The 22,626-nt window shown below is 65.8% G+C and carries 16 protein-coding genes; 4 read left to right on the top strand and 12 right to left on the bottom strand.

Annotation, left to right across the window (positions count from 1 at the left end; all coding sequences use genetic code 11):
• Window positions 1–150 precede the first annotated feature (150 nt).
• From ASD14_RS08430 to ASD14_RS08375, 12 genes are all read right to left on the bottom strand, one after another.
• Window positions 151–1,983, bottom strand: a complete 1,833-nt coding sequence (locus tag ASD14_RS08430; protein WP_157475173.1) for a carboxypeptidase regulatory-like domain-containing protein — start codon at window positions 1,981–1,983, stop codon at window positions 151–153.
• Window positions 1,980–4,223 (bottom strand): hypothetical protein, encoded by a 2,244-nt coding sequence (locus ASD14_RS08425; protein WP_056131614.1) that lies wholly within the window; start codon window positions 4,221–4,223, stop codon window positions 1,980–1,982. Before ASD14_RS08425 ends, ASD14_RS08430 begins: the two co-directional genes overlap by 4 nt.
• Entirely contained in the window at window positions 4,220–5,407 is a 1,188-nt protein-coding gene (locus ASD14_RS08420) for a BatA domain-containing protein (RefSeq protein ID WP_056131611.1), read from the bottom strand. Before ASD14_RS08420 ends, ASD14_RS08425 begins: the two co-directional genes overlap by 4 nt.
• Window positions 5,404–6,303 carry a DUF58 domain-containing protein gene (locus ASD14_RS08415; RefSeq protein ID WP_056131608.1) on the bottom strand — a complete coding sequence of 300 codons (900 nt, stop codon included), beginning with the start codon at window positions 6,301–6,303 and terminating at the stop codon, window positions 5,404–5,406. Before ASD14_RS08415 ends, ASD14_RS08420 begins: the two co-directional genes overlap by 4 nt.
• Before the next feature lie 18 nt (window positions 6,304–6,321).
• Window positions 6,322–7,317, bottom strand: a complete 996-nt coding sequence (locus tag ASD14_RS08410) for a MoxR family ATPase (protein WP_056131605.1) — start codon at window positions 7,315–7,317, stop codon at window positions 6,322–6,324.
• 186 nt (window positions 7,318–7,503) lie between these two features.
• Window positions 7,504–8,199 carry a DUF4159 domain-containing protein gene (locus ASD14_RS08405; RefSeq protein WP_056131603.1) on the bottom strand — a complete coding sequence of 232 codons (696 nt, stop codon included), beginning with the start codon at window positions 8,197–8,199 and terminating at the stop codon, window positions 7,504–7,506.
• Window positions 8,196–9,821, bottom strand: coding sequence for a TldD/PmbA family protein (locus ASD14_RS08400; protein ID WP_056131601.1), 1,626 nt, complete (start codon window positions 9,819–9,821; stop codon window positions 8,196–8,198). The genes ASD14_RS08405 and ASD14_RS08400 overlap by 4 nt, the downstream gene beginning before the upstream one ends.
• Window positions 9,822–9,827: 6 nt before the next feature.
• Complete coding sequence (locus ASD14_RS08395) at window positions 9,828–11,162, bottom strand: TldD/PmbA family protein (protein ID WP_056131598.1); 1,335 nt, start codon at window positions 11,160–11,162, stop codon at window positions 9,828–9,830.
• A gap of 17 nt (window positions 11,163–11,179) precedes the next feature.
• Window positions 11,180–12,808, bottom strand: a complete 1,629-nt coding sequence (locus ASD14_RS08390; protein WP_056131595.1) for a metallopeptidase TldD-related protein — start codon at window positions 12,806–12,808, stop codon at window positions 11,180–11,182.
• Window positions 12,809–13,067: 259 nt separating this feature from the next.
• Entirely contained in the window at window positions 13,068–14,813 is a 1,746-nt protein-coding gene (gene rluB / locus ASD14_RS08385) for a 23S rRNA pseudouridine(2605) synthase RluB (RefSeq protein ID WP_056131592.1), read from the bottom strand.
• A complete protein-coding gene (gene scpB / locus ASD14_RS08380) occupies window positions 14,806–15,759 on the bottom strand; it encodes an SMC-Scp complex subunit ScpB (RefSeq protein WP_056132364.1) in 954 nt (317 codons plus the stop codon). Before scpB ends, rluB begins: the two co-directional genes overlap by 8 nt.
• Window positions 15,760–15,898: 139 nt before the next feature.
• On the bottom strand, window positions 15,899–16,843 hold the full coding sequence (locus tag ASD14_RS08375) for a ScpA family protein (RefSeq protein ID WP_056131590.1): 945 nt from the start codon (window positions 16,841–16,843) through the stop codon (window positions 15,899–15,901).
• 426 nt (window positions 16,844–17,269) lie between these two features.
• On the opposite strand from ASD14_RS08375, the gene ASD14_RS08370 reads away from it, so the two are divergent.
• The 4 genes from ASD14_RS08370 (at window position 17,270) to zipA (ending at window position 22,382) form a co-directional block, all read left to right on the top strand.
• Entirely contained in the window at window positions 17,270–17,569 is a 300-nt protein-coding gene (locus ASD14_RS08370) for a YciI family protein (RefSeq protein WP_056131586.1), read from the top strand.
• 2 nt (window positions 17,570–17,571) lie between these two features.
• A complete protein-coding gene (locus tag ASD14_RS08365) occupies window positions 17,572–17,859 on the top strand; it encodes a BolA family protein (protein ID WP_056131583.1) in 288 nt (95 codons plus the stop codon).
• A 189-nt stretch (window positions 17,860–18,048) separates the two neighbouring features.
• Entirely contained in the window at window positions 18,049–21,552 is a 3,504-nt protein-coding gene (gene smc, locus ASD14_RS08360; protein WP_056131580.1) for a chromosome segregation protein SMC, read from the top strand.
• Window positions 21,553–21,626: 74 nt separating this feature from the next.
• The gene (gene zipA, locus ASD14_RS08355; protein WP_056131577.1) at window positions 21,627–22,382 is read left to right on the top strand and encodes a cell division protein ZipA; all 756 of its coding nucleotides are present in this window, start codon (window positions 21,627–21,629) and stop codon (window positions 22,380–22,382) included.
• Window positions 22,383–22,626 lie beyond the last annotated feature (244 nt).

Raw genomic sequence — 22,626 nt, 5'->3', positions numbered from 1 at the left:
ACCTGCGGCGAAAGGGAGGGAGCAGGGTGCGGATGCCGAAGAAGTTCATCGCATCGCTAGGAACAACCAATCGCATCGTCAGGAAACGAATCGCTTCGCCAGGCGACAACGAAGCGCATCGTCAGACGACAACGAAGCGCCATCCCCATTTCAATGCGCCGCCGCCGCGCGGCCCAGGCGCGAACGCTCAAGCCACCACAACACCGCTGAAACCAGCAGCCATGCGAGAAACCATGGCCAGCGCGAACCGAGTGCCGTGGCGCTCGTGGCTGCAACCTGGCCCGGAGCCAGCGTCAACAACGACGTGGCCTCGCGCATCTCGCGGGCAGCAATGCCAGGCAGTTCGTTCTTGCCCCGCACATAGAACGAAGCGCTCGCTTCGCCACTGCTCAACACGTGCCAGCCGGGCGCGGTCGGCCACAAACCCGCGCAGCGGGCGATGCCGGTGGCAGGATCGATTAGCAACGGTTTCGGTTGGCCGCCTGCCGGAGTTACTGTCGCGCCATCGGCCAATCCGCACAGCGCGGTGCGCGTGCCTGCGCGTGCGTCGGCAGGCACAGGCAGCTCGTTCGCCGCGCGTGCGCGTGCGACGGCGGCGATTGCGTCGCTCCATAGCGTGGAGTGAAGGTCGTCGCGACCCACAAGCACGAGCTGGAACGTATCCATCGGTAACCATGTGCCAATGCGGCCGCGCCCAAGCGCGCGCCACGCGGCAAGCGGCCGGCCTTCGCTGTCGCGCAACCAAGAAGTTGCGTTCGGGTCATCGATGCGCAGCGGTTGCCGTGTCAGTTCCGGCAAAGCGGTGACGGCGGCCGTCTTCGCGGTGGGCGCATCTGAGGTGCCTGGACCAAGGCGTGTGGCAGCGAATTCATCGTCTTCTTTCGAGACCGGCAGCTTGAATGCAGCAGGCAGGTTCGCCGCGTTGAGACGAAGTCCCAAGGCTGCAAGAGCGTTGCGGCTCGCTGGCGAGAGCGGACCATCGATTCGCACGAGCAATCCCAGTCCGCTGCGCACCGCATCAGCCAGTGCATTGCGTCGCGCCGCACCCGTGCCTCCCCATGTGCGCTCGTCGACGACGACGACATCGAAGTTCTTCAGCGTCGCTGCGTTGAGCGCCACCGGCGCATCGCCGAGCTGCATGCCGCCGCCCAGTTCGATCTGCGCATGCATGCGCACGCCCGCGTCGACGGCCCAGCGGCGCAGGTATTTCAGTTCGCCGTCGGGTGCGCCGGCCAGCATGAGAACGCGAACGGTGGCCGGCGAATACACGCTGAGCGGGATCGTTGCGGTGTCGGCCTGTCGGCCACTGGGATCGTTGAGGCGAATACGAAACTCCACCAGTCCTGGCGTCCGCACCGCGCCGAGCAAATCAAAGCGGCCGTTCCTGTCGAGAGGCTGGCGATCAACGCGCTGCCCGGCCGGATCCAGCAGTTCCACCTGGGCGCGAGCCATGCCGTTTACCCGTCCGGACACGTGGAAGTCGGTGCCGGCCTGCAGGCGGGATGGCGCAGAGAGATCGATCAATCCACGCGGCAGCGGTGTTGGCTGATACGTTGCGGACATGCCACGCAGATGATCGCGATCGCGAGCGACCAGGCCGTCACCGATGATGCGGATGCGCGCGGTCTCGGGATGGCGGCGCAATGCGGTGCCGAGGTCGGGCACAGGTTCCGCTTCACTGATCGCAGGAGCTTCGGGCAATGCGACGAGCTTCTCATGCGAAGTCAGGGTGCGAGCAATGTCACGTGGCGCATTCGCCGTCGCAACCACGAGTGCATCGATGCCAGTCGCCACAGGTGGTGGCAACAACGTGTGATACAGCAGCACCGCGGACGCCAGCTGCAAAAGAGCAAGCAACACAACGCGCCATCCACGCGGACGCGTTTCGGGTGCGCCGCGCCACGCGAACCACAGCAAGCGCGCCGTCGCCGTGATGACCGCGAATGCGAGAAGCCCCAGGAGAATCCGCTGCGTATCCATCATGGCTTCGCCGCCTGCAACGCGTCGAGGTAAGCCTGCCCGCTGCGGTCAGGTTTTGTGCGTGGGGCGGGATGTGCGGGCGGCCGCGGCAGTAGAGGCCAGAGGCGGTTGCGCAGGAGTTGCCGGCAGGAGTCACAAGCAGGTTCGTTGCGAACGCTATCGATCGCAGCGATGACGCCGAGTGCGTCAGGAACGTGGCGCTCGTTTGCACGCAGCCAGCGTTCGACGCCGTCCAGATCGAGTGGCTTTGCGTTCGCGCCCCGTGGTGTTTCGAGTGCACGCCACAGGTTCGACAGCAAAGGAGATGTCTGCGTCGCCGGAGACAGCAGGTCGGCGCGTGGTGCAAGGTTCTCGCGTTCGCCGCTGAGCCGGCGGCTCTCGTCGATCGGCGGCAATTCCGAGCCCACGCGTGCGAGATACACGCGGTCCGCCTGCTGCACCTGCTTGATGAAGTCGAGCGCCTTGTATTCGTAGGGCAGGGCGAGGTCCGGTTTGCCCTGGCGTAGATGCAGTTCGGCCTGCCACATCTGGTCCAGCGCCGACTTCAGGATGCGGCGCGTTTCCGGATCGAGCAGCGTGGCGGCTTCCGCGTCGTCGTGGGTGTGGCCGTATTCGGAAAGCACGTCGACCTCCTGACCGAAAACAGCAGGGGACTGGGTGGGGTGATCGTGCGTGTCCTGGGTTGCCGCCGACGGCGCTTCCGGGTGATCGGCGTGTTCGTCGCCAGCATGATTGCCGGCATCCGTCTCTGCTTCGGCTTCTGCGTCCGCAGTAGGTAGCAGCTTTCGCGGCGGCGCCTGTTCCTCGTCCGCGTCGGCAATGGGAAGCGGACGCTGCGGCGCGCCTTCGCTTTCCTCGCCGAGGAACTGGCCGTAGCGAAGGCGCAGGAGGCGCTGGTCCACGCCGATGGCATCGGAACGCTGTAGGTAAGTTTCCGCGGGCAGCTTGCTGCGTTGCGCGAGGAGCGCCTCGCTGTCGATGATGATCTGGCGCTGGCTGCGGAAGTAAGCGGGCAGTGCCTTCTTCACGACGCCATCGAGGCCGGTCGCCTCGGTGGTTGCTTCCGGTGGCCAGCGCAGGATGTAACTCGGACCACGCGTGGTCTGCGGGCCGTTAGCGCGATTGTCGGTGATGCTCAGTTGTACGACGAAGTCGCTACCGGGCGTCAGGCCAAGCGAGGCCAGATCGAACGTGTGCGCGTAACGCTTGCGAGTGGTGTCGCCTCGTCCCTGCAAGGTCATCGTCCGCTCGGAGAACTGGATGTTCTCGCCTTCGCCTTGCGCCAGCGTGAGGCGCAGCGGTGCGGAAGCGACGAGTCCGTAGTCATCGGTTCCTTCGAAAACTACAGTCCAGCTGCGCTGGCCCGCGCTCCGGATGGTCAGTGTTTCTTCCGGCGAGATCGCCTTGATCTGCGGCGGCTGGTCGGCCACGACGTCGATGCGATGCAGGCGATCGGGGCGCAGCGGCGGCGCCTGCTCCAACACGATGCGGTAGAGCAGCGGCTTGTCGATGCGGCGCGATGCGATCCAGTTGTCGCCATCGCGCGTCAGGGGGACGCTCCTGCCGTCGTGGAAGGCGAGCGATGCGCGCCGGGGTACCGGCGAAAAGCGAAGTGTCCAGCGAACCGTGGCGCCTTCGGGAACCTTCGCTTCGAATTCGTTCTCGGTGCGTGCGGGCAGCCGCGTGTAGCCCGGCGGGGTGATGTCCAGCCGGTGCTCGGTGATCCGTGTTTCGGTCGGTGCCGCCGCCGTCGAAGCGGAGGACGGCATCGCTTGTGGCGGTGCCGAGTGCGTTGCTTCGGGCCAGGCGAGCACGATCGTTGCGATTGCGACGGCGGCAATGAAGCAGGCAAGCAGCGGTCGTGCCGGCCAGGCAGGACGCAAGTCCGGAGGCGGCGCGGCCTGCAGGCGCTGCTGTAGCCGCTGTCGCTGCAGTTTTTGCAGTGGCGCCAGCGAGGCTGCGTCGGTGAACAACAGCGATGCGCTGTCTTCCATGCGTGGATCGCGTTCGTCCAGTCGGCGGGCCAGCCAGCGCGTATCGATCCGGCGCATCGCCAGCCACGCGATGGACATCGCTGCGAGCACGCCGATAGCGACGGTGGCCAATGCCCAAGACACGCCGGCAAAGCGCCATGCCAGCGTCGCGAGCACGAGCAGCAACGCTGCCGCGAACGCCGCGATGTGCGCTGCGACGCGCAGGCGCGAAACACGGCGTGCCAGGTTGAGCGTGCGTTCGACGCTCATGGCGCAACCGCCTCGCGCCGGCCGCTGGCCATCCACCGCTCGATCACGAACAACCCTACGATCAGCAGCAACAACCACGGTTGCAGGTCGGTGGGCTGCTCAGGCCATGCGCGCGCGCCTGTTGCCGGCGCGTAATCGCGTGCGGCGATGCGCGAGGGAGGCGGCGGAGCAGGGGCGAACAGAGCCCACAGCTGTTCGGGGAATGCTGCGTCGAGCAGGATCGGCATTGCGTCCGGTGTCAGCGGCTTCGTCAGTTGCAGTAGCCGCCCACGGCCGAGTGGCACGCCACTCGCCAGCACGTTGCCTTGTTCGTCGCGCCAGAGAGGAACGAAGCTTTGGCCGTTCACCGGAAATGTGGCTGCGACATCGACCAGCGCCGTGCCGCCGTTCCTTATCCATGTTTGCAATGCATCCGGCAGCGGTCCCGAGGCGAGCCACACCAATGGCTTGTCGATGGCTGGAAGCGATTGCTCAGTACCGGCGACATCGGGTGCAGGTGTCTTGTCCGCTCCGGCTGCAGCAGAAACGGCTTGCCAGGCAATCGCGGCCGCGCGGAAGTAACGAGCCGCTGCAGCATGGCTGTCGTCATGACGCACGACCAGGTGGGGCCGCGGCGTCGCTTCTTGTGGCTCCGAAGTTTTCCCGGGGATAGCGGCGCGATCGGCCACCTGCCAATCCACGCGCCGGTGCAACACGGGACGTTCCGCATCCGCGCCATCCAGTTGCTCCGGCACCAATACCGTGAGCCTTGTGTCGGCAGGCAAAGTCGCATCGAGTTCACGCAGCAGGCTGCCGGCAGGCTGCGAAGATGCAGGCGCGCCTTCTTCAATCGAAGGAAAGCCTTTAGCAAGCCAGCGCCGTTCGACGCCATCGGCTTCGGCAGTGACGGCTGCACGATCGACCTGCGGCGCAACCACGATCCATTGCTTCGCATGCGGCCCGCCGAACAACACCGGCTTTGCGAGTAGCAACGCCAGCGCCGCCAGCAGCAACAGGCGCACCAGCAGCAACGGCCATTCCTCGAACCGCAGCCGGCTGCGTGGCCGCGCACGCGCCGGCAGCCAACGCAGCGCGGCGAAGTCGGTGCGGTGCTGTTCGCTGTGGCGGCGCAGATGGATCAGCAGTGGAATCAGCCACGCAGCGAGGGCCGCCAGTCCCAGCGGCAGCAACAACACGAGGTTCATGCGAACTCCGTGTCGCCGTGCATGGCGAACAGGCGCCGTAGCGGCATGTCGAGCGCTTCGTCCATCACGTACTCGACCTGGCGCACGCCGTTCGCCGCCAGCTGCATCGCCAGCGCCTTGCGCGCCGCCGTGAAGCGGGCAAGGAAGCCGGCGCGCACGGCGTCGGCATCCGTCAGCAGTTCCTCTCCGCTTTCGACATCATGGAAGCGATGCCCGCCACGGAACGGAAAATCGCGCTCCTCGGTGGTGAGGATGCGGATGGCGAGCACTTCGCGTCGCGCGGCGGCTAGCCGTTGCGCGAACAGCGTCGCGTTGTCGTCGAAGCCGTCGCCGAGCATCAGCACCAGCGAGCCCGGCTGGATGCGTTCCCACAATGGACGCAGCGTGGTTTCCACTGGCCACGCGCCTTGCGCGCGAAGCTCGCGGAGTGCGAGCAGGCTGCGATCGCGGTGGCGAAGCCCTGCGCCCGCAGGCACCACGTCGAGGCCGCGGCCGCCGAGGAACGCGAGGCCAAAGCGATCGCCCTGTCGCAACGCGACTTCCATCGTGCAGGCGGCGAGGGCACGCGCGGTATCGAGGCGCGTCCAGTTCGCACGCGATACGTCGCCCTGGTTCATCGAAGCTGTCGCGTCGATCAGTAGCCAGATCGTGATCGGGCTCTCGCGCTCGGCTTCGCGCACGAAGAAGCGGTCCGAACGCGCGTAGAGCTTCCAGTCGACCTGACGCGGCTCGTCGCCGGGTTCGTAGGCACGGTATTGCGCGAACTCCAGTCCCGCGCCGCGGCTGTGGCTGCGATGCAGGCCGAAGCCATGCGCGCCAACGGCACGACGTGGCACCAGGCGCACGTCCTTGAGGCGTGCGCGTACATCGCGGGGAATGAAATCGGGCGTCGACATCGGCAGCTACAGCGATTGTCAGCCCGTGAACGGCACGCTGCGCAGCAGCGATGCCACGACATCGTCAGTCGTCTTCTGCTCCGCTTCGGCGGCGAACGACAGCAACAGGCGATGGCGCATTACCGGCGCGGCGAGCGCGAGAATGTCTTCGCGCGTGGCGGCAAGGCGGCCATGCAGCAGTGCACGCGCCTTCGCAGCGAGCACCAGCGACTGGCCGGCGCGCGGGCCGGCGCCCCATTTCACCCACTGCCTGATTTCAGCGGGCGCGTTTTCGCCTGGCCGCGTTGCGCGCACGAGGCGCGTGATCCATGCCAACAGGTCGTCGCCGAGGTGGATGTGGCGGACGAGCGCCTGCAGCTCGGTGATCTCGTGACCCGACATCACGCGCGGCACGGAGGCGCTGCGCGTACCGGTGGTCTGGGTGAGGATGTCGCGCTCTTCGGTTTCGTCGGGATAGTCGACGCGCACGTGCAGCAGGAAGCGGTCGAGTTGCGCCTCCGGCAGCGGATACGTGCCGGCCTGTTCGATCGGGTTCTGCGTGGCGAGCACGAAGAACGGGTTCGGCAACTCGTGCGTGACGCCCGCGTAGCTGACGGTGCGTTCCTGCATCGCTTCGAGCAACGCGGCCTGCGTCTTCGGCGGCGTGCGGTTGAGTTCGTCGGCGAGGAGCAGGTTGGTGAAAATAGGGCCGGGTTGGAACTTGAAATGACGCCGGCCGGTGCCGTGGTCTTCCTCAAGGATTTCGGTGCCGAGGATGTCGCTGGGCATCAGGTCGGGCGTGAACTGCACGCGACGGAACTGCAGGTCGAGCGCCTGTCCGAGCGAACGCACGAGCAGCGTCTTGCCTAGTCCCGGCACGCCTTCGAGCAGGCAGTGGCCGCCGGCGAGCAGGCCAATCAGCAGCTGCTCGACAACAGCTTCCTGGCCGACGATGGCTTGCGCGATGGCGGCGCGCAGCTCGGCGAGTTGCGCGAGCCGGGACTGGATGCCGGCTTCGGTGATGGTTTCGTTCATTTGCATTTATGCCTTTGCCTGTTGCCTTTGACGTCATTCCCGCGAAAGTGGGAATCCAGTGACTTTGCTTGGTTCTGCTTGCGGAGGACGCCATTGCAAGTGCACGAAAGACACTGGATTCCCGCTTTCGCGGGAATGACGATGTTGAGGTGTGCGACGACCTGAGAATGAACGGAGTCATCTGTATCAACTCGTCAGCGCATAGATGGCGACATTGACTGCGAACTTCGTATTGTCCTCGGCCAGGAACCGCTTGTTCCGCCAGTCGTAATCCCACTCGCAACCGTAATCCTTGTTGCTGTAGAGCACGCCAAGCCGGCCGTCGATCTCGATGCCCTTGAGGTACTCATGGACGATGTCGTCGCCCCAGCCGTTGAGTTCCAGCCCGGTGGGCGGCGGCCCATCGAACTTGAAGAAGCTGCGATAGAGCTTGTGGTCGTTCGGCAGCTTCCGTAGCGCGTCCTTGCCGAAGATCGAACCCATCTGCGATTCGAACGAGCGGGCAAACAGTCCGTCGATGTCGTGGTTGCAGTCGTCGACGAAGACGAATCCGCCGTTGCGCACATAGCGCTCGAAGTTGCGGCGTTCGGCGGGATTGAACTCCACCAGCTTGTGTCCGGCGAGGTAGCAGAACGGAGCGCTGAAGATCGTCGGATCCGACAGCGCGATCACGTGTTCTTTCGGGTCCACGCGCAGGTTCGTGTAGTCGATCAGCGCGGTGATCATGTTCGCCGGCATGCGCTGGTCCACGTCCCAGTCACCGGATTCGTACTTCAGCCGCGTGAACCAGAAGTCGTACGCGCCGGCTGCCCGCGCCAGCGGCGACAGCAACGCGGTAGCTGCGCCCCCCAGCGCCAGGCGGAGGAACTGCGCGCGGTTCATAGCGACCGCGCGGTGTTGATGACGTTGATGCCGTTGAAGCGCGCCGTGGCGGCGCCGTGCGACACGGCCGAGACCTGGCTCGGCTGTCCCTTGCCATCGAAGAACGAGCCGTTGAGGCGGAAGTCGCGTTCGTCGCAGATCGCAACGCAGGCGTTCCAGAACTCGGGCGTGCGGATCTGGTAGGCCGCGTCTTCGACCAGGCCCGTGACCTTGCCGCCCTTGATTTCGTAGACCAGCTGCCCGCCGAACTGCGCGTTGTAGCGTTGCTGGTCGATGGAATAGGAACCGCGGCCGTGGATGTACAGGCCGTTCTCCACGTCCTTCACCATCTCGTCGACGCTGAGCGGCTTCTTCCCCGGCATCAGCGACACGTTCGCCATGCGCTGGAACTGCACGCTCGACCACGAGTCGGCGTAGCTGCAGCCGTGCGATTCCTTGTGACCGAGGATGTGCGCTTCGTCGCGGGTGGCCTGATAGTCGACGAGGACGCCATCCTTGATCAGCGCCCATTCCTTTGTCTTCACGCCTTCGTCGTCGTAACCGACGGCACCGAGGCTACCCGGACGCGTCTTGTCTGCAACGAAGTTCACGATCGGGCTGGCGAAACGGAAACCCTGTTCGCGCTTGTCGAGCGTGGCGAAGCTGGTTCCGGCGTAGTTGGCTTCATAGCCGAGCACGCGGTCGAGTTCGAGCGGATGGCCCACGCTCTCGTGGATGGTGAGGAAGAGGTTGGTGGGATCGATTACCAGGTCGTACTTGCCCGGCTTTACCGACGGCGCCTTGAGCTTTGCCTGCGCGTCGCGGGTGGCGGCGACGGCATCGGCCATCACGTCGTAGCTGTGGCTGTAGCCGGTCATGCCGCCTGGCAGGGCGATGCGGCCCGCGGGATCCGCATCGAGGTATTCGTAACCCATGCCGACGGGCGCGGACAGGCCGTTACGCGTGCGGAACTTGCCGCTGGCCTTGTCGATCGCAGTCGCGGTGATCGGCAACCAGATGCGATGGATGTCCTGGTCGATGTAGCTACCGTCGGTCGAGGCGAAATACTTCTGTTCGTTGACGAGGAACAGCGTTGAATTGAAGAAGTTCGCGCCGGCCTTCATCGCCGCCGCATTCACGCCGAGCAGCAGGTCGACCTTTTCCCTGATCGGCACGGCCATCGCGTTCTTGCGGATCGGCGTCGCCCAGCGCACTTCGCCGACACCGCGCGCCGGGGCGAGTTCGACCTTGCGGGTCTGGAACTTCGCGTTCGCGCGCGCGATGGCCAATGCGGTACGGGTGGCTTCCGCGACGGCATCAGTGGACTGTGTATTCGTGGCGGCGAAACCCCATGCGCCATCGGCGAGCACGCGCACGCCGACGCCGGAGGATTCGCTGTTGACGATGTTCTCGACGCGCTCTTCGCGCGTGATGACGGATTGCCGCAGGTAACGGCCGACACGCACGTCGCAATACTGCGCGCCGCCGCGTTGGGCCGTCGTCAGCGCGGCATCGGCGAGTTGCCGGCGCAACGTGTTGTCTGCGGGTTCGAGCAGGGCTTCGGCGGCGATGCTGCGCCCGAAAGGCAGCATCAATCCGGCGAAGCCCAGCCCGGTACCACTCAGGAACTCACGCCGATGCACGTCCGGTCACACCGCATCCGACAGCGAGGTGAAGGTGAAGTCGCGGAGCTTCATCGGCGGGATCATCATCACGAACGGCGACTCGTCGTCGCCCACGCGCACCGGCTTGCCCAGCTCTTCGATGTTGTTGAGCATGATCACCGGTGATTCGTTGAAGCGGAAGTTCTTCACCGGGTACTTGATCTCGCCGTTCTCGATGTAGAACGTGCCGTCGCGCGTGAGGCCGGTGAGCAACACCGTCTGCGGATCGACCATGCGGATGTACCAGGTACGCGTGACCAGGATGCCTTTTTCGGTGCCCTTGATCATGTCCGCGGTCGACTTGTCGCCGCCGGCCATGATCAGGTTGCCGGGCTGGCCCACGGCGCGCTTGCCTTTCTGCTTCGCCCAGTAACGCGAATACTGCAGGAAGGAGACCTTGCCCTTCTCGATGATCGGCGTCTTCTCGCGCGGCAGGCCGTCCTCGTCCCACGGATACACGGCGGCTTCCGGATCCCACGGATCGGACCAGATTTCCACGCGCGGGTCGTAGACCTGCTCGCCGATCTTGTTGCCGCCGCCCTTCTTCGACAGGAAGCTGCGGCCTTCGTCGGCCTGGCGCGCATCGAAGCCGAACATCATGAAGGAGATGAGGCCCGCGGAAGCCGCGGGTTCCAGGATCACCGTGTACTTGCCCGGCTCGAGCGCCTTCGCGTCGGCCGAGTCCTTCGCCTTGCGGATCGCGGTGCGGATTTCGCGGCTCGCATCGAAGCGGCCGACTTCGCGCAGGTTGCGCGCGACCCAGCCCGAGCCGCGCCCGTCTTCGGTGCGCACGGTGCAGGTGTAATCCATTCCGGACGCCTGCTGGTAGCAGAAGTTGCCGTTGCTGTTGGCCGAGGCGAAGAACGAATTGCTGTCGCTGAAGAAGCCGGCGGCGATCAGCTTGTCGCTGCGGCACGGTGCGATCGAATCGGCCGCAACCTTGGCGCGGTATTCGGCGGTGATCGCCGCGGTGCCGGGATCGAACGTCGGCGTCGGCTTGTAGGTCTGCTTCCCGATCGCCGGCATGAACTCCGGATTTTCGGGCGCGAGGCGGGCGAGGTCCTCGGCGCGGCGCACCACGCGTTCGAGCGAGGCGTCATCGAACGAGTTGATCGTCGCGGTGCCGACGCGCTTGCCGAACGCGACCTGCACGGCAAGGTCGATGTTGTCGACGATGCCGCTGGTGGTGACGTTGTTGAGTGCGAAACGCACGTTGCCGTTGGTGGCGCCGGTCAGCGTCGCGGTGCATTCGTCCGCCTTCGACAGCTTGACGACCTTTTCGAGGATGGCCTTGGCTTCGGCTTCGGTGAAGATGCTCATGGGATTCTCCTGGTCGATCAGCCGAGCGAACGGGCCGTGTTGATGACGTTGATGCCGTTGAAGCGCGCGGTGCTCGAACCATGCGAGACCGCCGACACCTGGCCCGGCTGGCCCTTGCCGTCGAAGAACGAACCACCGAGACGGAAGTCGCTTTCATCGCAAACCGCCGCGCAGGCATTCCAGAATTCCGGCGTGCGGATCTGGTAGGCGACGTCTTCGATCTGCTGGGTGATCTTGCCGTCCTTGATTTCGTAGAACAGCTGGCCGCCGAACTGCGCGTTGTAGCGCTGCTGGTCGATCGAGAAGGAACCGTCGCCGATGATGTAGATGCCGTTCTCGACGTCCTTGATCATGTCCGCGACGGCGAGCTTCTGCTTGCCTGGCGCAAGCGAGACATTCGCCATGCGCTGGAACTGCACGCTCGACCACGAGTCGGCATAGCAGCAGCCATCGGACTCGGTCTTGCCGAGGATGTGGGCCTGGTCCCGGATGGTCTGGTAGTCGACCAGCGTGCCGTCCTTGATCAGGTCCCACTTCTTCGTCTTCACGCCTTCGTCGTCGTAACCGACGGCGCCGAGGCTGCCCGGCTGCGTCTTGTCGGCGAAGATGCTCACCTTGTCGCTGCCGTACCTGAACTTGTCCTTGAGTTTGTCGAGCGTCGCGAAGCTGGTGCCGGCGTAGTTGGCTTCGTAGCCGAGCACGCGGTCGAGCTCGAGCGGATGGCCGACCGACTCGTGGATCGTGAGCCAGGTGTGCGACGGATCGAGCACGAGGTCGTATTTGCCCGGCTTCACCGACGGCGCCGTCAGCTTGGCGCGCGCGTGCTTGGCGGCGGCGGTGATGTCTTCGCGCAGGTCGTAGGACTTGCCGTAGTTCACGACGCCGTTGGGCGAGACGAACTTCTGCGACGCGTCGCCGTCGAGGTATTCGAAGCCCATGCCCATCGGCGAGGACAGCTCGGCGCGCGTGCGGAACTTGCCGCTGGCCTTGTCGATCGCGGTGACGGTGAAGGGCAGCCAGATGCGGTGCACGTCCTGGTCGATGTAGGAGCCGTCGGTCGAAGCGAAATACTTCTGCTCGTTGACCAGGAACAGCATCGAGTTGACGAAGTCGGCGCCGGCTTTCACCGCGTCGGCGTTGGCGCCGAGCAGCAGGTCGACCTTGTCCTTGATCGGCACTTCCATCGAGTTTTTCCTGATCGGCGTCTTCCACGACACTTCGCCGAAACCGGGCGCCTTCGCCAGGTGAACCGGTTCGGTGCGCGTGAGCGCGTTGGCCTTCGCGATCGCGGCAGCCTGCTTCGCCGCCTTCACCACGCTTGCGGCGGAGAGATCATTGGTCGCGGCGAAACCCCACGATCCGCCGGCGATCACGCGGATGCCGACGCCCGTGGATTCCGTATTGACGATGTTCTGGACCTTGTCCTCGCGCGTGATCACGAACTGCCGCAGGTAGCGGCCGATGCGCACGTCGCAGTAGGTCGCGCCCGCGTCGCGCGCGGCCTGCATCGCGGCGTCGGAGATCGACTTCTTCATGCCGACGTCGAGGCTGGTAAGCAGCTCCTCGGCGGCGATGACGTTGCCGAAGGGAAGCGCCAGGCCTGCAAGGCCGACACCGGAAGCTTTCAGGAAATCACGTCTGTGCATCGCAATGCTCCGCCGTTGAACGCCCGAAACAGAATGTTTGCGGGTGCGAGTAGGTAGGACGAGGTGCCCCGGGACTGTGCTGGCCCACGCCGGAATGCGTCAAGGGTGACTAATGGGCTAGCGGAACGTTTTTCGCGCATGCGATGAGTAAGCGGAGCGTGATCGCATGCGCCGAAAGAGGAAGCGGTTGGATGCTGCAAAGAAGAAGGGCGCCAATGGCGCCCTTCGTGTCGATCGGTTTGCAATCGTGCTTCGGCGATCAACCGCCGGAATTGCGTCCGCCGCCGGGACGCCCGCCACCACGCGGACCACCCGGACGTGGGCCGCCCGGACGTGGGCCGCCCGGACGCGCGCCGCCGGGGCGCGGGGCAGCAGGCCCGCGGTTGCCACCAGGACGATTTCCACCCGGTGCGCCACCGGGACGGCCGCCCGCAGGAGCTGGACGGGGACCACCCGGGCGTCCGCCCGGACGCGGGCCGCGTGGCTTGTCGCCGTACGGATTGAAGCCGCCGGTACCGGCGTGATCGGACGGGAAGTGCGGCGCATTGCCCGGATGGCCGTAAGGCTTGGGCGCGCGGCCCTGTCCCTGGCCACCACTCCCTGGGCCGCGCGGACCGCGTTCTCCGCCGTAGCCACCGCGTCCGCCTTCGCCCTGGCCACCGAAGCCGCCTTCGCGACGCGGGCCGCGGCTTTCGCCTTGACCGCCACCGAAACCGCCTTCGCGACGCGGACCACGGTCGCCGTAGGCAGCGCCACCGGCACCTGCACCGCCAGGACGGCCCTTGTTGCCGTACGGCTTCTTGGGGCCGCGGTTTTCGGGATTGCGATGCCCGCTCGGACCGGTATCGACGCCTTCCGGCACGTACCAGCTGCGGAACGCGGCCGGATTGCCATCCGGCAACGGCTTGGGTCCCTTTTCCTTGCGCTGCTTGAACGGCTTCTGCGACTGCTTCGCGGCCATCTCGCCGCTGACCGTCAGGCCGCCAGGCTTGCGCGGGCCGCCTCGGCCGCGACCGCCGCGATCGTCGCGCACGTGGTCGAAGCGACGCAGTTCGCGGCCTTCGTCAGCGGTGTTGTGTCCGCTGACGTAACCCTGCGAGCGGGCACGGCCGGTGAGGTCGATCGTCGACTTGGAAGCCTTGCGCTGGCCGATCACCGGCTGCAGCGTCAACGCGGAGGGCGTGTCGCTATCGAGGCCGAGTTCGTCGCGCAGCGCTTCGACCTTGTCGGACGGAAGTTCCTGCGATTGTCCACGCAGCAGTTCGCGCGGCAGCGCGACCTTGCCGTAGCGCACGCGCTTGAGGCGCGAAACCTGGCAGCCCTGCGATTCCCACAGGCGGCGCACTTCGCGGTTGCGGCCTTCCTTCACCACGACGCGGAACCAGTCGTGCGAGTCGCTGCCGCCGATGCGTTCGATCTCGTCGAACTTGGCCGGACCGTCTTCCAGCGCAACACCACGGGCGAGGCGGTCGACGATGTTGTCGGGGACCACTTCCTCGCCTTCGGGCGCACGCACGCGGCAGACGTATTCGCGTTCGACTTCGAACGAGGGATGCATCAGTGCGTTGGCGAGCTCGCCGTCGGTGGTGAGCAGCAGCAGGCCGGTGGTGTTGATGTCGAGGCGTCCGATCGCGATCCAGCGCGCGCCCTTGAGCATCGGCAGCGACTCGAACACCGTCGGCCGGCCTTCTGGATCTTCGCGCGTGGTCACTTCGCCTTCGGGCTTGTTGTACATCAGCACGCGCGCGGGTTCGGTCAGCGCGGTGGCGACGAAGGTCTTGCCGTCGATCTCGATCTTGTCGCCGCCGGTGACGCTCTGGCCGAGCTGCGCGGTTTCGCCATTGATCTTCACCAGGCCATCGGCGATGCGCTGCTCGAGTGCGCGGCGGGAACCGAGTCCGGCTTGGGCGAGCACCTTGTGCAGGCGTTCTTCGAGCTTGGGTGCGTCCACGGCTTCGGTGCCGGGGCGCTTGAGGGTGAGCTTGCGGCTCTTTGGTTCAGTCATTTTTCTCTGGCTCCGACGATGCTTCGACAGCGTCGTCATCGGTCATGGGAACGGTCGTCGTCTCGACGGCGTTGTCCTGCCCGCTGCTTTCATCAAGCGCATCGGCGGGCAGGCTTTCATCGTGTTCGGGGTCGTTCTCGTCTTCCGCGCTGTTGCCCTGCGCGGATTCGGGTTCGCCATCGCTGGCGGGTTCGTTGTCTTCACCGGCGGCATCGGCGATGCCTTCGATGAGGTTGTCTTCGGATTCGCTGGCGGCGAGGTCGTCGTCTTCGCTTTCACTACTGTCAGACGCGTCGAGGTCTTCGGCATCAGAGGCGTGGGCTTCGGCTTCGACACCAGGCGTGGCGCCAAGGCTGCCTGCGTCGATCGGCGTCGGATCGTCCATCACGTTGTCGAACTGCAGCTGCGGTTCGAGCTCGCCGATGTCCTTGAGTTCCGACAGCGGCGGCAGCTCGTCCAGGCGCTTGAGGCCGAAGTAGTCGAGGAATGCCTTGGTGGTGCCGAACAGTGCCGGCTTGCCGGGCACGTCGCGGTGGCCGACGACACGGATCCACTCGCGTTCTTCCAGCGCCTGGATGATGTTGCTGCTCACCGCGACGCCGCGGACCTGTTCGATCTCGCCGCGCGTGATCGGCTGGCGATAGGCGATCAGCGCCAGTGTTTCGAGCGTGGCGCGGGTGTACTTGGTCTTGCGCTCGGTCCACAGGCGCGACACCCAGGCGTGCACGTCGGCCTTCACCTGGTAGCGGAAGCCCGAAGCGAGTTCGACCAGTTCCACGCCGCGGTTGGCGCAGTCCTCGCGGAGGAATTCCAGTGCCTGTTCGACGCTGTCGTTCGGCGCAGGCTGGTCTTCCGGGAAGAGCGAGTGCAGCTGCGCCAGCGTCAGCGGCTGGTTGGCCGCGAGCAGCGCGCCTTCGACGATTCGGTTGATGAGGTCTTGGTCCATCAGGATGTGCGTGCGGTTTCGACGGTTGAGTGGTTCGAGTTCGAAGTCGGGAACGGTGGGTTCCGCGTTTTCGGCTGCAAGCGGTGTGTCGTTGGCGGCAGGCATGTCTGCCGCCGCCGGAATGCCGGAAGACGGCGAATCAGGCGCGTGAGTCGTCATTCGCCGCCGGCTCGTCATCGAATTCGCTGCTCAGTTCGATTTCCTCGCCTTCCTTCATCAGCGCCAGCGACTTCACGTAGATCGGCTGCAGCGGGCCTTCCTGGACGATTTCGACCAGCTGCTCCTTGGCCAGCGTGAGCAGGCCGAGGAAGGTCACGATCACGCCGAGCTTTCCTTCCTCGGCGTTGAAGAGCGATTCGAAGCGGTGGAAAACGCCGTCCTTCAGCGATTCGAGCAGTTCGGCCATGCGCTGGCGGACGCTGAGCGCATCGCGCTTGATCGCGTGCTGGGTGAACAGCTCGGCGCGCTTGAGCACGTCATGCAGCGCCAGCAGCATTTCCTTCAGCTCGACCGGCGGCGGCAGCTTCACCGAAGCGCGGTCGGGCACGAAGGCGGTGGCCGGCGTGGTATCGCGGTCCTGGCGGGGCAGGGCATCGATGTCCTCGGCGGCCTGCTTGAAGCGCTCGTACTCCTGCAGGCGGCGGACGAGTTCGGCGCGCGGATCGTCCTCGAGCCCTTCTTCGATCGCAGCGCGCGGCAGCAGCATGCGCGACTTGATCTCCGCGAGCATCGCGGCCATCACCAGGTATTCGGCCGCCAGCTCGAAGCGCATCTCGTGCATCGTCTGGATGTACGCGACGTATTGGCGGGTGATCTCGGCGACCGGGATGTCCAGGATGTCGAGGTTCTGCCGGCGGATCAGGTAGAGCAGCAGGTCGAGCGGACCTTCGAAGGCTTCGAGGATGACCTCGAGCGCGTCCGGCGGGATGTAGAGGTCCTGCGGGATCTGCAGCACCGGCTGGCCAAGCACCATCGCCAGCGGCATTTCCTGCTGCTGCGGACGGTTCGCGTTGTGGTTGTTTTCCGGAGCGGCAGGCGCACTGCCTTCACCGGTTACATCGCCGCTGTTTACGTCATCGGTCATTCGAAGCCGGCCCCTCCGGGCCCTGGCGTTGGCTACGGCATTCGGTGGCGAGGCAGCGGGGCAAGGCCCGGTCTGCGAACACGACCGCAAGGTGCTACGGACAGCAAAGTCAAAGCACTGTTTCGAACATCTGGCTGATTCGAAAATCTGGCCCCGTTGCCCGATGGGCTTCAGCCTGCGCACCCGCACGGCGGGGCGATGGAGGTGAAGTGGATTGCGGGCTTGGACCGGGTAGGTGCAGCGACGCACGTCGATGTGCGTGTGGCGACGGTGTGGGGACCTGTCGCGACGGCCGCTGCTTCCGGCCTCAGGTAGTTGGCGCCAAGGGTACGGGGCTGTGCCGGGCGTGTCCAGCGATCCGGTGAACGGGAAGCCACAGTTTCGGCGCGGCTACAATTTGCGCCTTCGCAGCTGGGAAGAACAGGCATGTGGTACGTGATCGAAGGCCATGACGGCCCGGATGTGTTGTCCCGCCGGCAAGCCGTGCGCCCCGCGCATCTCGCGCGATTGACCGATCTGCGCGACCAGGGACGCCTGATGCTGGCCGGTCCATGTCCGGCGATCGACGCCGAAGACCCCGGCCCGGCAGGCTTCAGCGGAAGCCTGGTGGTCGCGGAGTTCGATTCGCTGGAGGCGGCGCGTGCCTGGGCCGACGCCGATCCTTATATGGAAGCGGGCGTCTACATGCGCGTCGACGTGCGCCCGTTCAAGCGGGTGCTGCCGTGAGCATGCCGCGGGAACAGCGGGTGGAAGCGATCCGTGCGGCCATCCAGGCGGCCTTGGCTCCCAACACGCTGGAGGTCGAGGACGAGAGCCACAAGCACATCGGCCATGAAGGAGCGCGCGACGGTCGCGGCCATTTCCGGGTCGATGTCGTCAGCGGCGCGTTCACGGGCATGACGCCGATCGCCCGTCATCGGGCGGTCTACGCGGCCGTCGGCGAGCTGATGGCCACGGATATCCACGCCCTGGCGATCCGTGCCCGGACGCCTGAAGAAGCGGGTTCGCCCGGTTAAGGGACGCGAGACGGTTCTCGCCTCCACTACCTCCTGCCACACGCCAACTGCCCAGCTATACTCGCCCACGACTCCGGTTTTAGTGCCGGGCACTGTCTAAGGGATTCAAATACTTAGGCGAACTATTTAACCTGTTTCAGAATCCAGTGGCGAGCCGTCCAACGGCCGCGACCGAGGCACCAACGCCGCATGCGTCTTTCCACGATCAAGCTCTCCGGCTTCAAGTCGTTCGTCGACCCGACCACCCTGCACCTGCCGACCAACATGACCGGCGTCGTCGGTCCCAACGGTTGCGGCAAGTCCAACATCATCGACGCCGTGCGCTGGGTGATGGGCGAAAGCTCGGCGAGCCGGCTTCGCGGCGATTCGCTCACCGACGTGATCTTCGCGGGTTCCTCCGCGCGCAAGCCGGTGTCGCAGGCGCAGGTCGAACTGATCTTCGACAACTCCGACCACACCATCACCGGCGAGTTCGCGGCCTTCAACGAGATCTCGGTCAAGCGCGTGGTCAGCCGCGATGGCCAGAGCCAGTACTACCTCAACGGCGCCAAGTGCCGCCGTCGCGATATCACCGATCTCTTCCTCGGCACCGGCCTGGGCCCGCGCAGCTACTCGATCATCGAGCAGGGCATGATCTCGCAGGTCATCGAGGCCAAGCCCGAGGAACTGCGCGTCTATCTCGAGGAGGCCGCCGGCATCTCCAAGTACAAGGAGCGGCGCAAGGAAACCGAGACCCGCATCCGCCACACCCGCGAGAACCTCGACCGCCTGCGCGACCTGCGCGAGGAAGTCGGCAAGCAGCTCGAACACCTCAAGCGCCAGGCCCGCCAGGCCGAGCAGTACCAGGCGATCCAGGCCGAGCGGAAGATCAAGGACGCCGAATGGAAGGCGCTGGAGTACCGCGCCCTCGAACAGAAACTGCAGGCCCAGCGCGAGAAGCTGAGCCAACAGGAAACCCGCCTGCAACAGCTCATCGCCGAGCAGCGCGAAGCCGAACGCCAGATCGAAACCAACCGCGTGCGCCGCGAGGAAGCCGCCGAAGCGCTCAACAAGGCGCAGGCCGCGAGCTACGAAGTCGGCGGCACGCTCGCCCGCATCGAACAGCAGATCCAGCACCAGCGCGAGATGGCTACGCGCCTGCAGCGCGCACGCGACGAAGCGATGACGCAGCTGGCCGAAATCGCTTCGCACATCGGCAACGACCAGTCGAAGCTGGATGTGCTGCGTGCCTCGATCGAAGAATCCGAACCGCGCCTTGAACAGCTGCGCGCCGAGGACGAAGCCCGCCAGGACGCCCTGCGCGACGCCGAAGCGAAGCTCAACGACTGGCAGCAGCGCTGGGACGCGCACACCCGCGCGCAGTCGGAAGCCGCGCGCGCCGCCGACGTCGAACGCACCCGCATCGAACACCTCGATCGCCAGTCGCTCGACGCCGACCGCCGCCGCGAAGCGCTGACTGCCGAACGCGCGGGCCTCGACCTGACGGCGCTGGCGGAAGCCTTCGCCGGCATCCAGGAACAGCACGACACCCAGAAGGAATCGCTCGACACCCTCACCACCGAGCTCGAGACCCGCAAGCACTCGCTGACCGAACTGCAGGACCAGCAGCGCGCCGCGCAGACCGAGCTGGCCGAAGTCCGCAAGCAGGCACAGACCGCGCGCGGCCGCCTGTCTTCGCTGGAAACCCTGCAGCACGCCGCGCTCGGCCAGGAGCAGGGCGCCGCTACCGAATGGCTGCGCCAACGCGGTCTCGATAACGCTGCGCGCGTCGGCGAGAAGCTGGTCGTCGAAGCCGGCTGGGAAAACGCCGTCGAAGGCGCGCTCGGCCAGCTGATCGAAGGCGTGCTGGTGGAAGCCCCGGAAGCGCTGGTCGATGCGATCGGCGATCTCGGTGAAGGACGCCTGTCGCTGGTCGATCCGCAGAATGATTCGGCTTCCTTTGCTCCCACTTCGCTGGCCGCGAAGGTGCAGGGGCCGATCGCGATCCGTCGCATTCTTTCGAAACTGCACGTCGCTGAAACCTTGGCCGACGCGCGCGCCATGCTGCCGCAACTGGGGGAGGGCGAATCCGTCATCACCCGCAACGGCGAGCGCCTCGGCGCCGGTTGGGTCCGCGTGCTGCGCTCGGGCGCCGCCAAGCAGGGCGCGTTGCTGCGCGAGCGCGAGATCCAGACGCTGCGCGCACAGATCGAAGAGCTGCAGAACCGCGAACACGAACTCGAACGCAACCTCACCACGTGGCGCGACCGCCTGCTCGCCGCCGAACAGCACCGCGAAGACGCGCAGCGCGCCCTCTACATGGCGCACCGTGGCGTGTCCGAACTGGCCGGCCAGCTACAGAGCCAGCAGGGTCGGCTCGACAGTGCCCGCGGCCGCATCGAAAAGATCGACGCCGAACTCGCGCAACTGGCCTCCACCCTGGATGGCTCGCGCGAACAGGCGTCCGAAGCGCGCAACCGCCAGGAAGAGGCGGTCATGCGCATGGCCGAACTCGAGGACGCACGCCTCGCGCTGGACGCCGAACGTCGCGCGCTGTTCGAAGCCCGCGAGCAGGCCCGTACCATGGCCCGTGAATCGCGCGACGCGGCGCAGGCCCTCCTGCTCAGCGTGGAAACCCAGCGCGCCCAGATCGCCGGCCTGATGCAGGCACTCGAGCGCATGGGCGGCCAGCGCGGCCAGCTCGATTCGCGCCTCGGCGAACTCGCGACCCAGCTCGCCGACGGCGACGAGCCCGTGGTCACGCTGGAGCAGCAGCGCCAGGTTGCACTGGAGCAGCGCGTCACCGTCGAACAGAACCTCACCGCCGCGCGCACCGCGCTCGACGGCATCGACAATGAACTGCGCCAGTTCGAACAGACCCGCCACACGCGCGACGAGCAGGCCATTTCCCAGCGCGAAGCGATCGGCCAGCGCCGCCTCGAACAGCAGGCGCTGGTGATGAAGTCCGAAACGTTGAGCGCGGCGATCGTCGAAGCCGGCTTCGTGATCGAGGACGTCGTCAACACGCTTGCCGACGATGCCGACGCCTCGGCGTGGGAACGCATCGTCAACGACCTGGACGGCAAGCTGCGCCGCCTGGAGCCCGTCAATCTTGCCGCGATCCAGGAACACGCCGAAGCCGCGCAGCGCAAGGAATACCTCGACGCGCAGGACACCGACCTCACCACCGCGCTGGAAACCCTGGAAGAAGCGATCCGCAAGATCGACCGCGAGACCCGCGGCCGTTTCAAGGACACCTTCGACCGCGTGAACTCGGGCGTGCAGGAGCTCTATCCGCGCCTGTTCGGCGGCGGCCACGCCTACCTCGAACTCACCGGCGAAGACCTGCTCGACACTGGCGTCGCGATCATGGCGCGCCCGCCAGGCAAGCGCGTGTCGAACATCTCGCTGCTCTCGGGCGGCGAGAAGGCGATGACGGCGGTGGCGCTGGTGTTCGCGATCTTCCGCCTGAATCCCGCGCCGTTCTGCCTGCTGGACGAAGTGGACGCACCGCTCGACGAAGCCAACGTCGGCCGCTTCACCGCGATGGTCAGCGAGATGAGCGAGCACGTACAGTTCCTGTTCGTGACCCACAACAAGGCGACGATGGAAGCCGCGCAGCAGCTCTCGGGCGTGACCATGCGCGAGCCGGGCGTCAGCCGCCTGGTCTCCGTGGACCTGGCCGAAGCCACCCGCCTGGCGGGCGCGGCCTGAGAACGGCTCGCGATTCCGGCTCCCATGCGTGGACCGGAATCGCTACCCTCGCATCCTGCTGTTAGGAGAAAACGATGTCCGACGTGACCCTGCTGCGACTCGGCATTCTGATCGCCGGCCTGATCCTGATCGGCGCGATCGTTTTCTTCGGTCGTCCGCGCAGGCAGGAGCAGGGCAAGCGGGTGCCGCGCGAAAGCGTGGCCGACGGTTTCATCCGCACGGAGCCGACGCTGAGCGGACAGGCAACGGGCAACGATGACCTCATCGACAACTACGACGAGCGCGCCAGCCAGCCGGAACTCGCGCTCGACGCGGCCGAAGCAGGTGCAACGTCCTCTTCCGCCGTGAGCAGCGACCTGGGCAAACGCAACGACGAGTCGTTCGACAAGATCGTCACGCTGTATCTGGCCGCTCGCGCAGGCGCGAAGCTGCATGGCCCGGACATCGTGGTGGCGGCCGAAAAGACAGGTCTGTCCTACGGCCACATGGGCGTGTTCCATCGCCTCGTCGACAACCATCCCGAACGCGGCCCGGTCTTCAGCGTCGCCAACATCATGAAGCCCGGCAGCTTCGACATGGCCAGCATCCAGTCGATGGAAACGCCGGCGATCGCGTTCTTCCTGACGCTGCCCGCACCGGTCGCGGCGCTGGATGCCTGGGAAACCATGCTGCCGACTGCGCAGCGCATGGCGGAACTGCTCGACGGCGTGGTGCTGGACGAGTCGCGTAACGCGCTCGGGCGCCAGCGCATCGCGCACATCCGCGATGAGCTGCGTGCCTACGACCGCCAGCGTGAAGCGCCGCCGTTGATGAAGCCGGGTCGCTGGTAACTCTCTCGCGGGTCCGCGGCCGATGCCGCGCCTGTTGGTGTTGCTTTGCTCGTCATTCCCGCGCAAGCCGGAATCCGGTGACTTTGGCCTGGAATGTCGATGCTGAGGCACTCCAGCAAGAGGTGCAGTACGCAGGCCCCGGCCTAGCGCCCTGGATGATTGGATCGAGCATTCCGCAAGTTGGCGAGGCGGTGTTTTTGCTTTCCCCATCGCACCCACAAAGGCAGAATCCCTACCTTGGATT

Source organism: Lysobacter sp. Root494 (genome assembly GCF_001427225.1).
In the GTDB taxonomy this organism is placed as follows: domain Bacteria; phylum Pseudomonadota; class Gammaproteobacteria; order Xanthomonadales; family Xanthomonadaceae; genus Agrilutibacter.
The sequence above is the reverse complement of the archived record's forward strand: the minus strand, read 5'-3'. Positions and strand labels throughout refer to the sequence as shown.

What these genes read in the sequence shown, in the direction of transcription:
- ASD14_RS08430 (WP_157475173.1), bottom strand. Translation starts at nt 1,983, where the DNA reads ATGATGGATACGCAGCGGATTCTCCTGGGGCTTCTCGCATTCGCGGTC.
- ASD14_RS08425 (WP_056131614.1), bottom strand. Translation starts at nt 4,223, where the DNA reads ATGAGCGTCGAACGCACGCTCAACCTGGCACGCCGTGTTTCGCGCCTG.
- ASD14_RS08420 (WP_056131611.1), bottom strand. Translation starts at nt 5,407, where the DNA reads ATGAACCTCGTGTTGTTGCTGCCGCTGGGACTGGCGGCCCTCGCTGCG.
- ASD14_RS08415 (WP_056131608.1), bottom strand. Translation starts at nt 6,303, where the DNA reads ATGTCGACGCCCGATTTCATTCCCCGCGATGTACGCGCACGCCTCAAG.
- ASD14_RS08410 (WP_056131605.1), bottom strand. Translation starts at nt 7,317, where the DNA reads ATGAACGAAACCATCACCGAAGCCGGCATCCAGTCCCGGCTCGCGCAA.
- ASD14_RS08405 (WP_056131603.1), bottom strand. Translation starts at nt 8,199, where the DNA reads ATGAACCGCGCGCAGTTCCTCCGCCTGGCGCTGGGGGGCGCAGCTACC.
- ASD14_RS08395 (WP_056131598.1), bottom strand. Translation starts at nt 11,162, where the DNA reads ATGAGCATCTTCACCGAAGCCGAAGCCAAGGCCATCCTCGAAAAGGTC.
- ASD14_RS08390 (WP_056131595.1), bottom strand. Translation starts at nt 12,808, where the DNA reads ATGCACAGACGTGATTTCCTGAAAGCTTCCGGTGTCGGCCTTGCAGGC.
- rluB (WP_056131592.1), bottom strand. Translation starts at nt 14,813, where the DNA reads ATGACTGAACCAAAGAGCCGCAAGCTCACCCTCAAGCGCCCCGGCACC.
- scpB (WP_056132364.1), bottom strand. Translation starts at nt 15,759, where the DNA reads ATGGACCAAGACCTCATCAACCGAATCGTCGAAGGCGCGCTGCTCGCG.
- ASD14_RS08375 (WP_056131590.1), bottom strand. Translation starts at nt 16,843, where the DNA reads ATGACCGATGACGTAAACAGCGGCGATGTAACCGGTGAAGGCAGTGCG.
- ASD14_RS08370 (WP_056131586.1), top strand. Translation starts at nt 17,270, where the DNA reads ATGTGGTACGTGATCGAAGGCCATGACGGCCCGGATGTGTTGTCCCGC.
- ASD14_RS08365 (WP_056131583.1), top strand. Translation starts at nt 17,572, where the DNA reads ATGCCGCGGGAACAGCGGGTGGAAGCGATCCGTGCGGCCATCCAGGCG.
- smc (WP_056131580.1), top strand. Translation starts at nt 18,049, where the DNA reads ATGCGTCTTTCCACGATCAAGCTCTCCGGCTTCAAGTCGTTCGTCGAC.
- zipA (WP_056131577.1), top strand. Translation starts at nt 21,627, where the DNA reads ATGTCCGACGTGACCCTGCTGCGACTCGGCATTCTGATCGCCGGCCTG.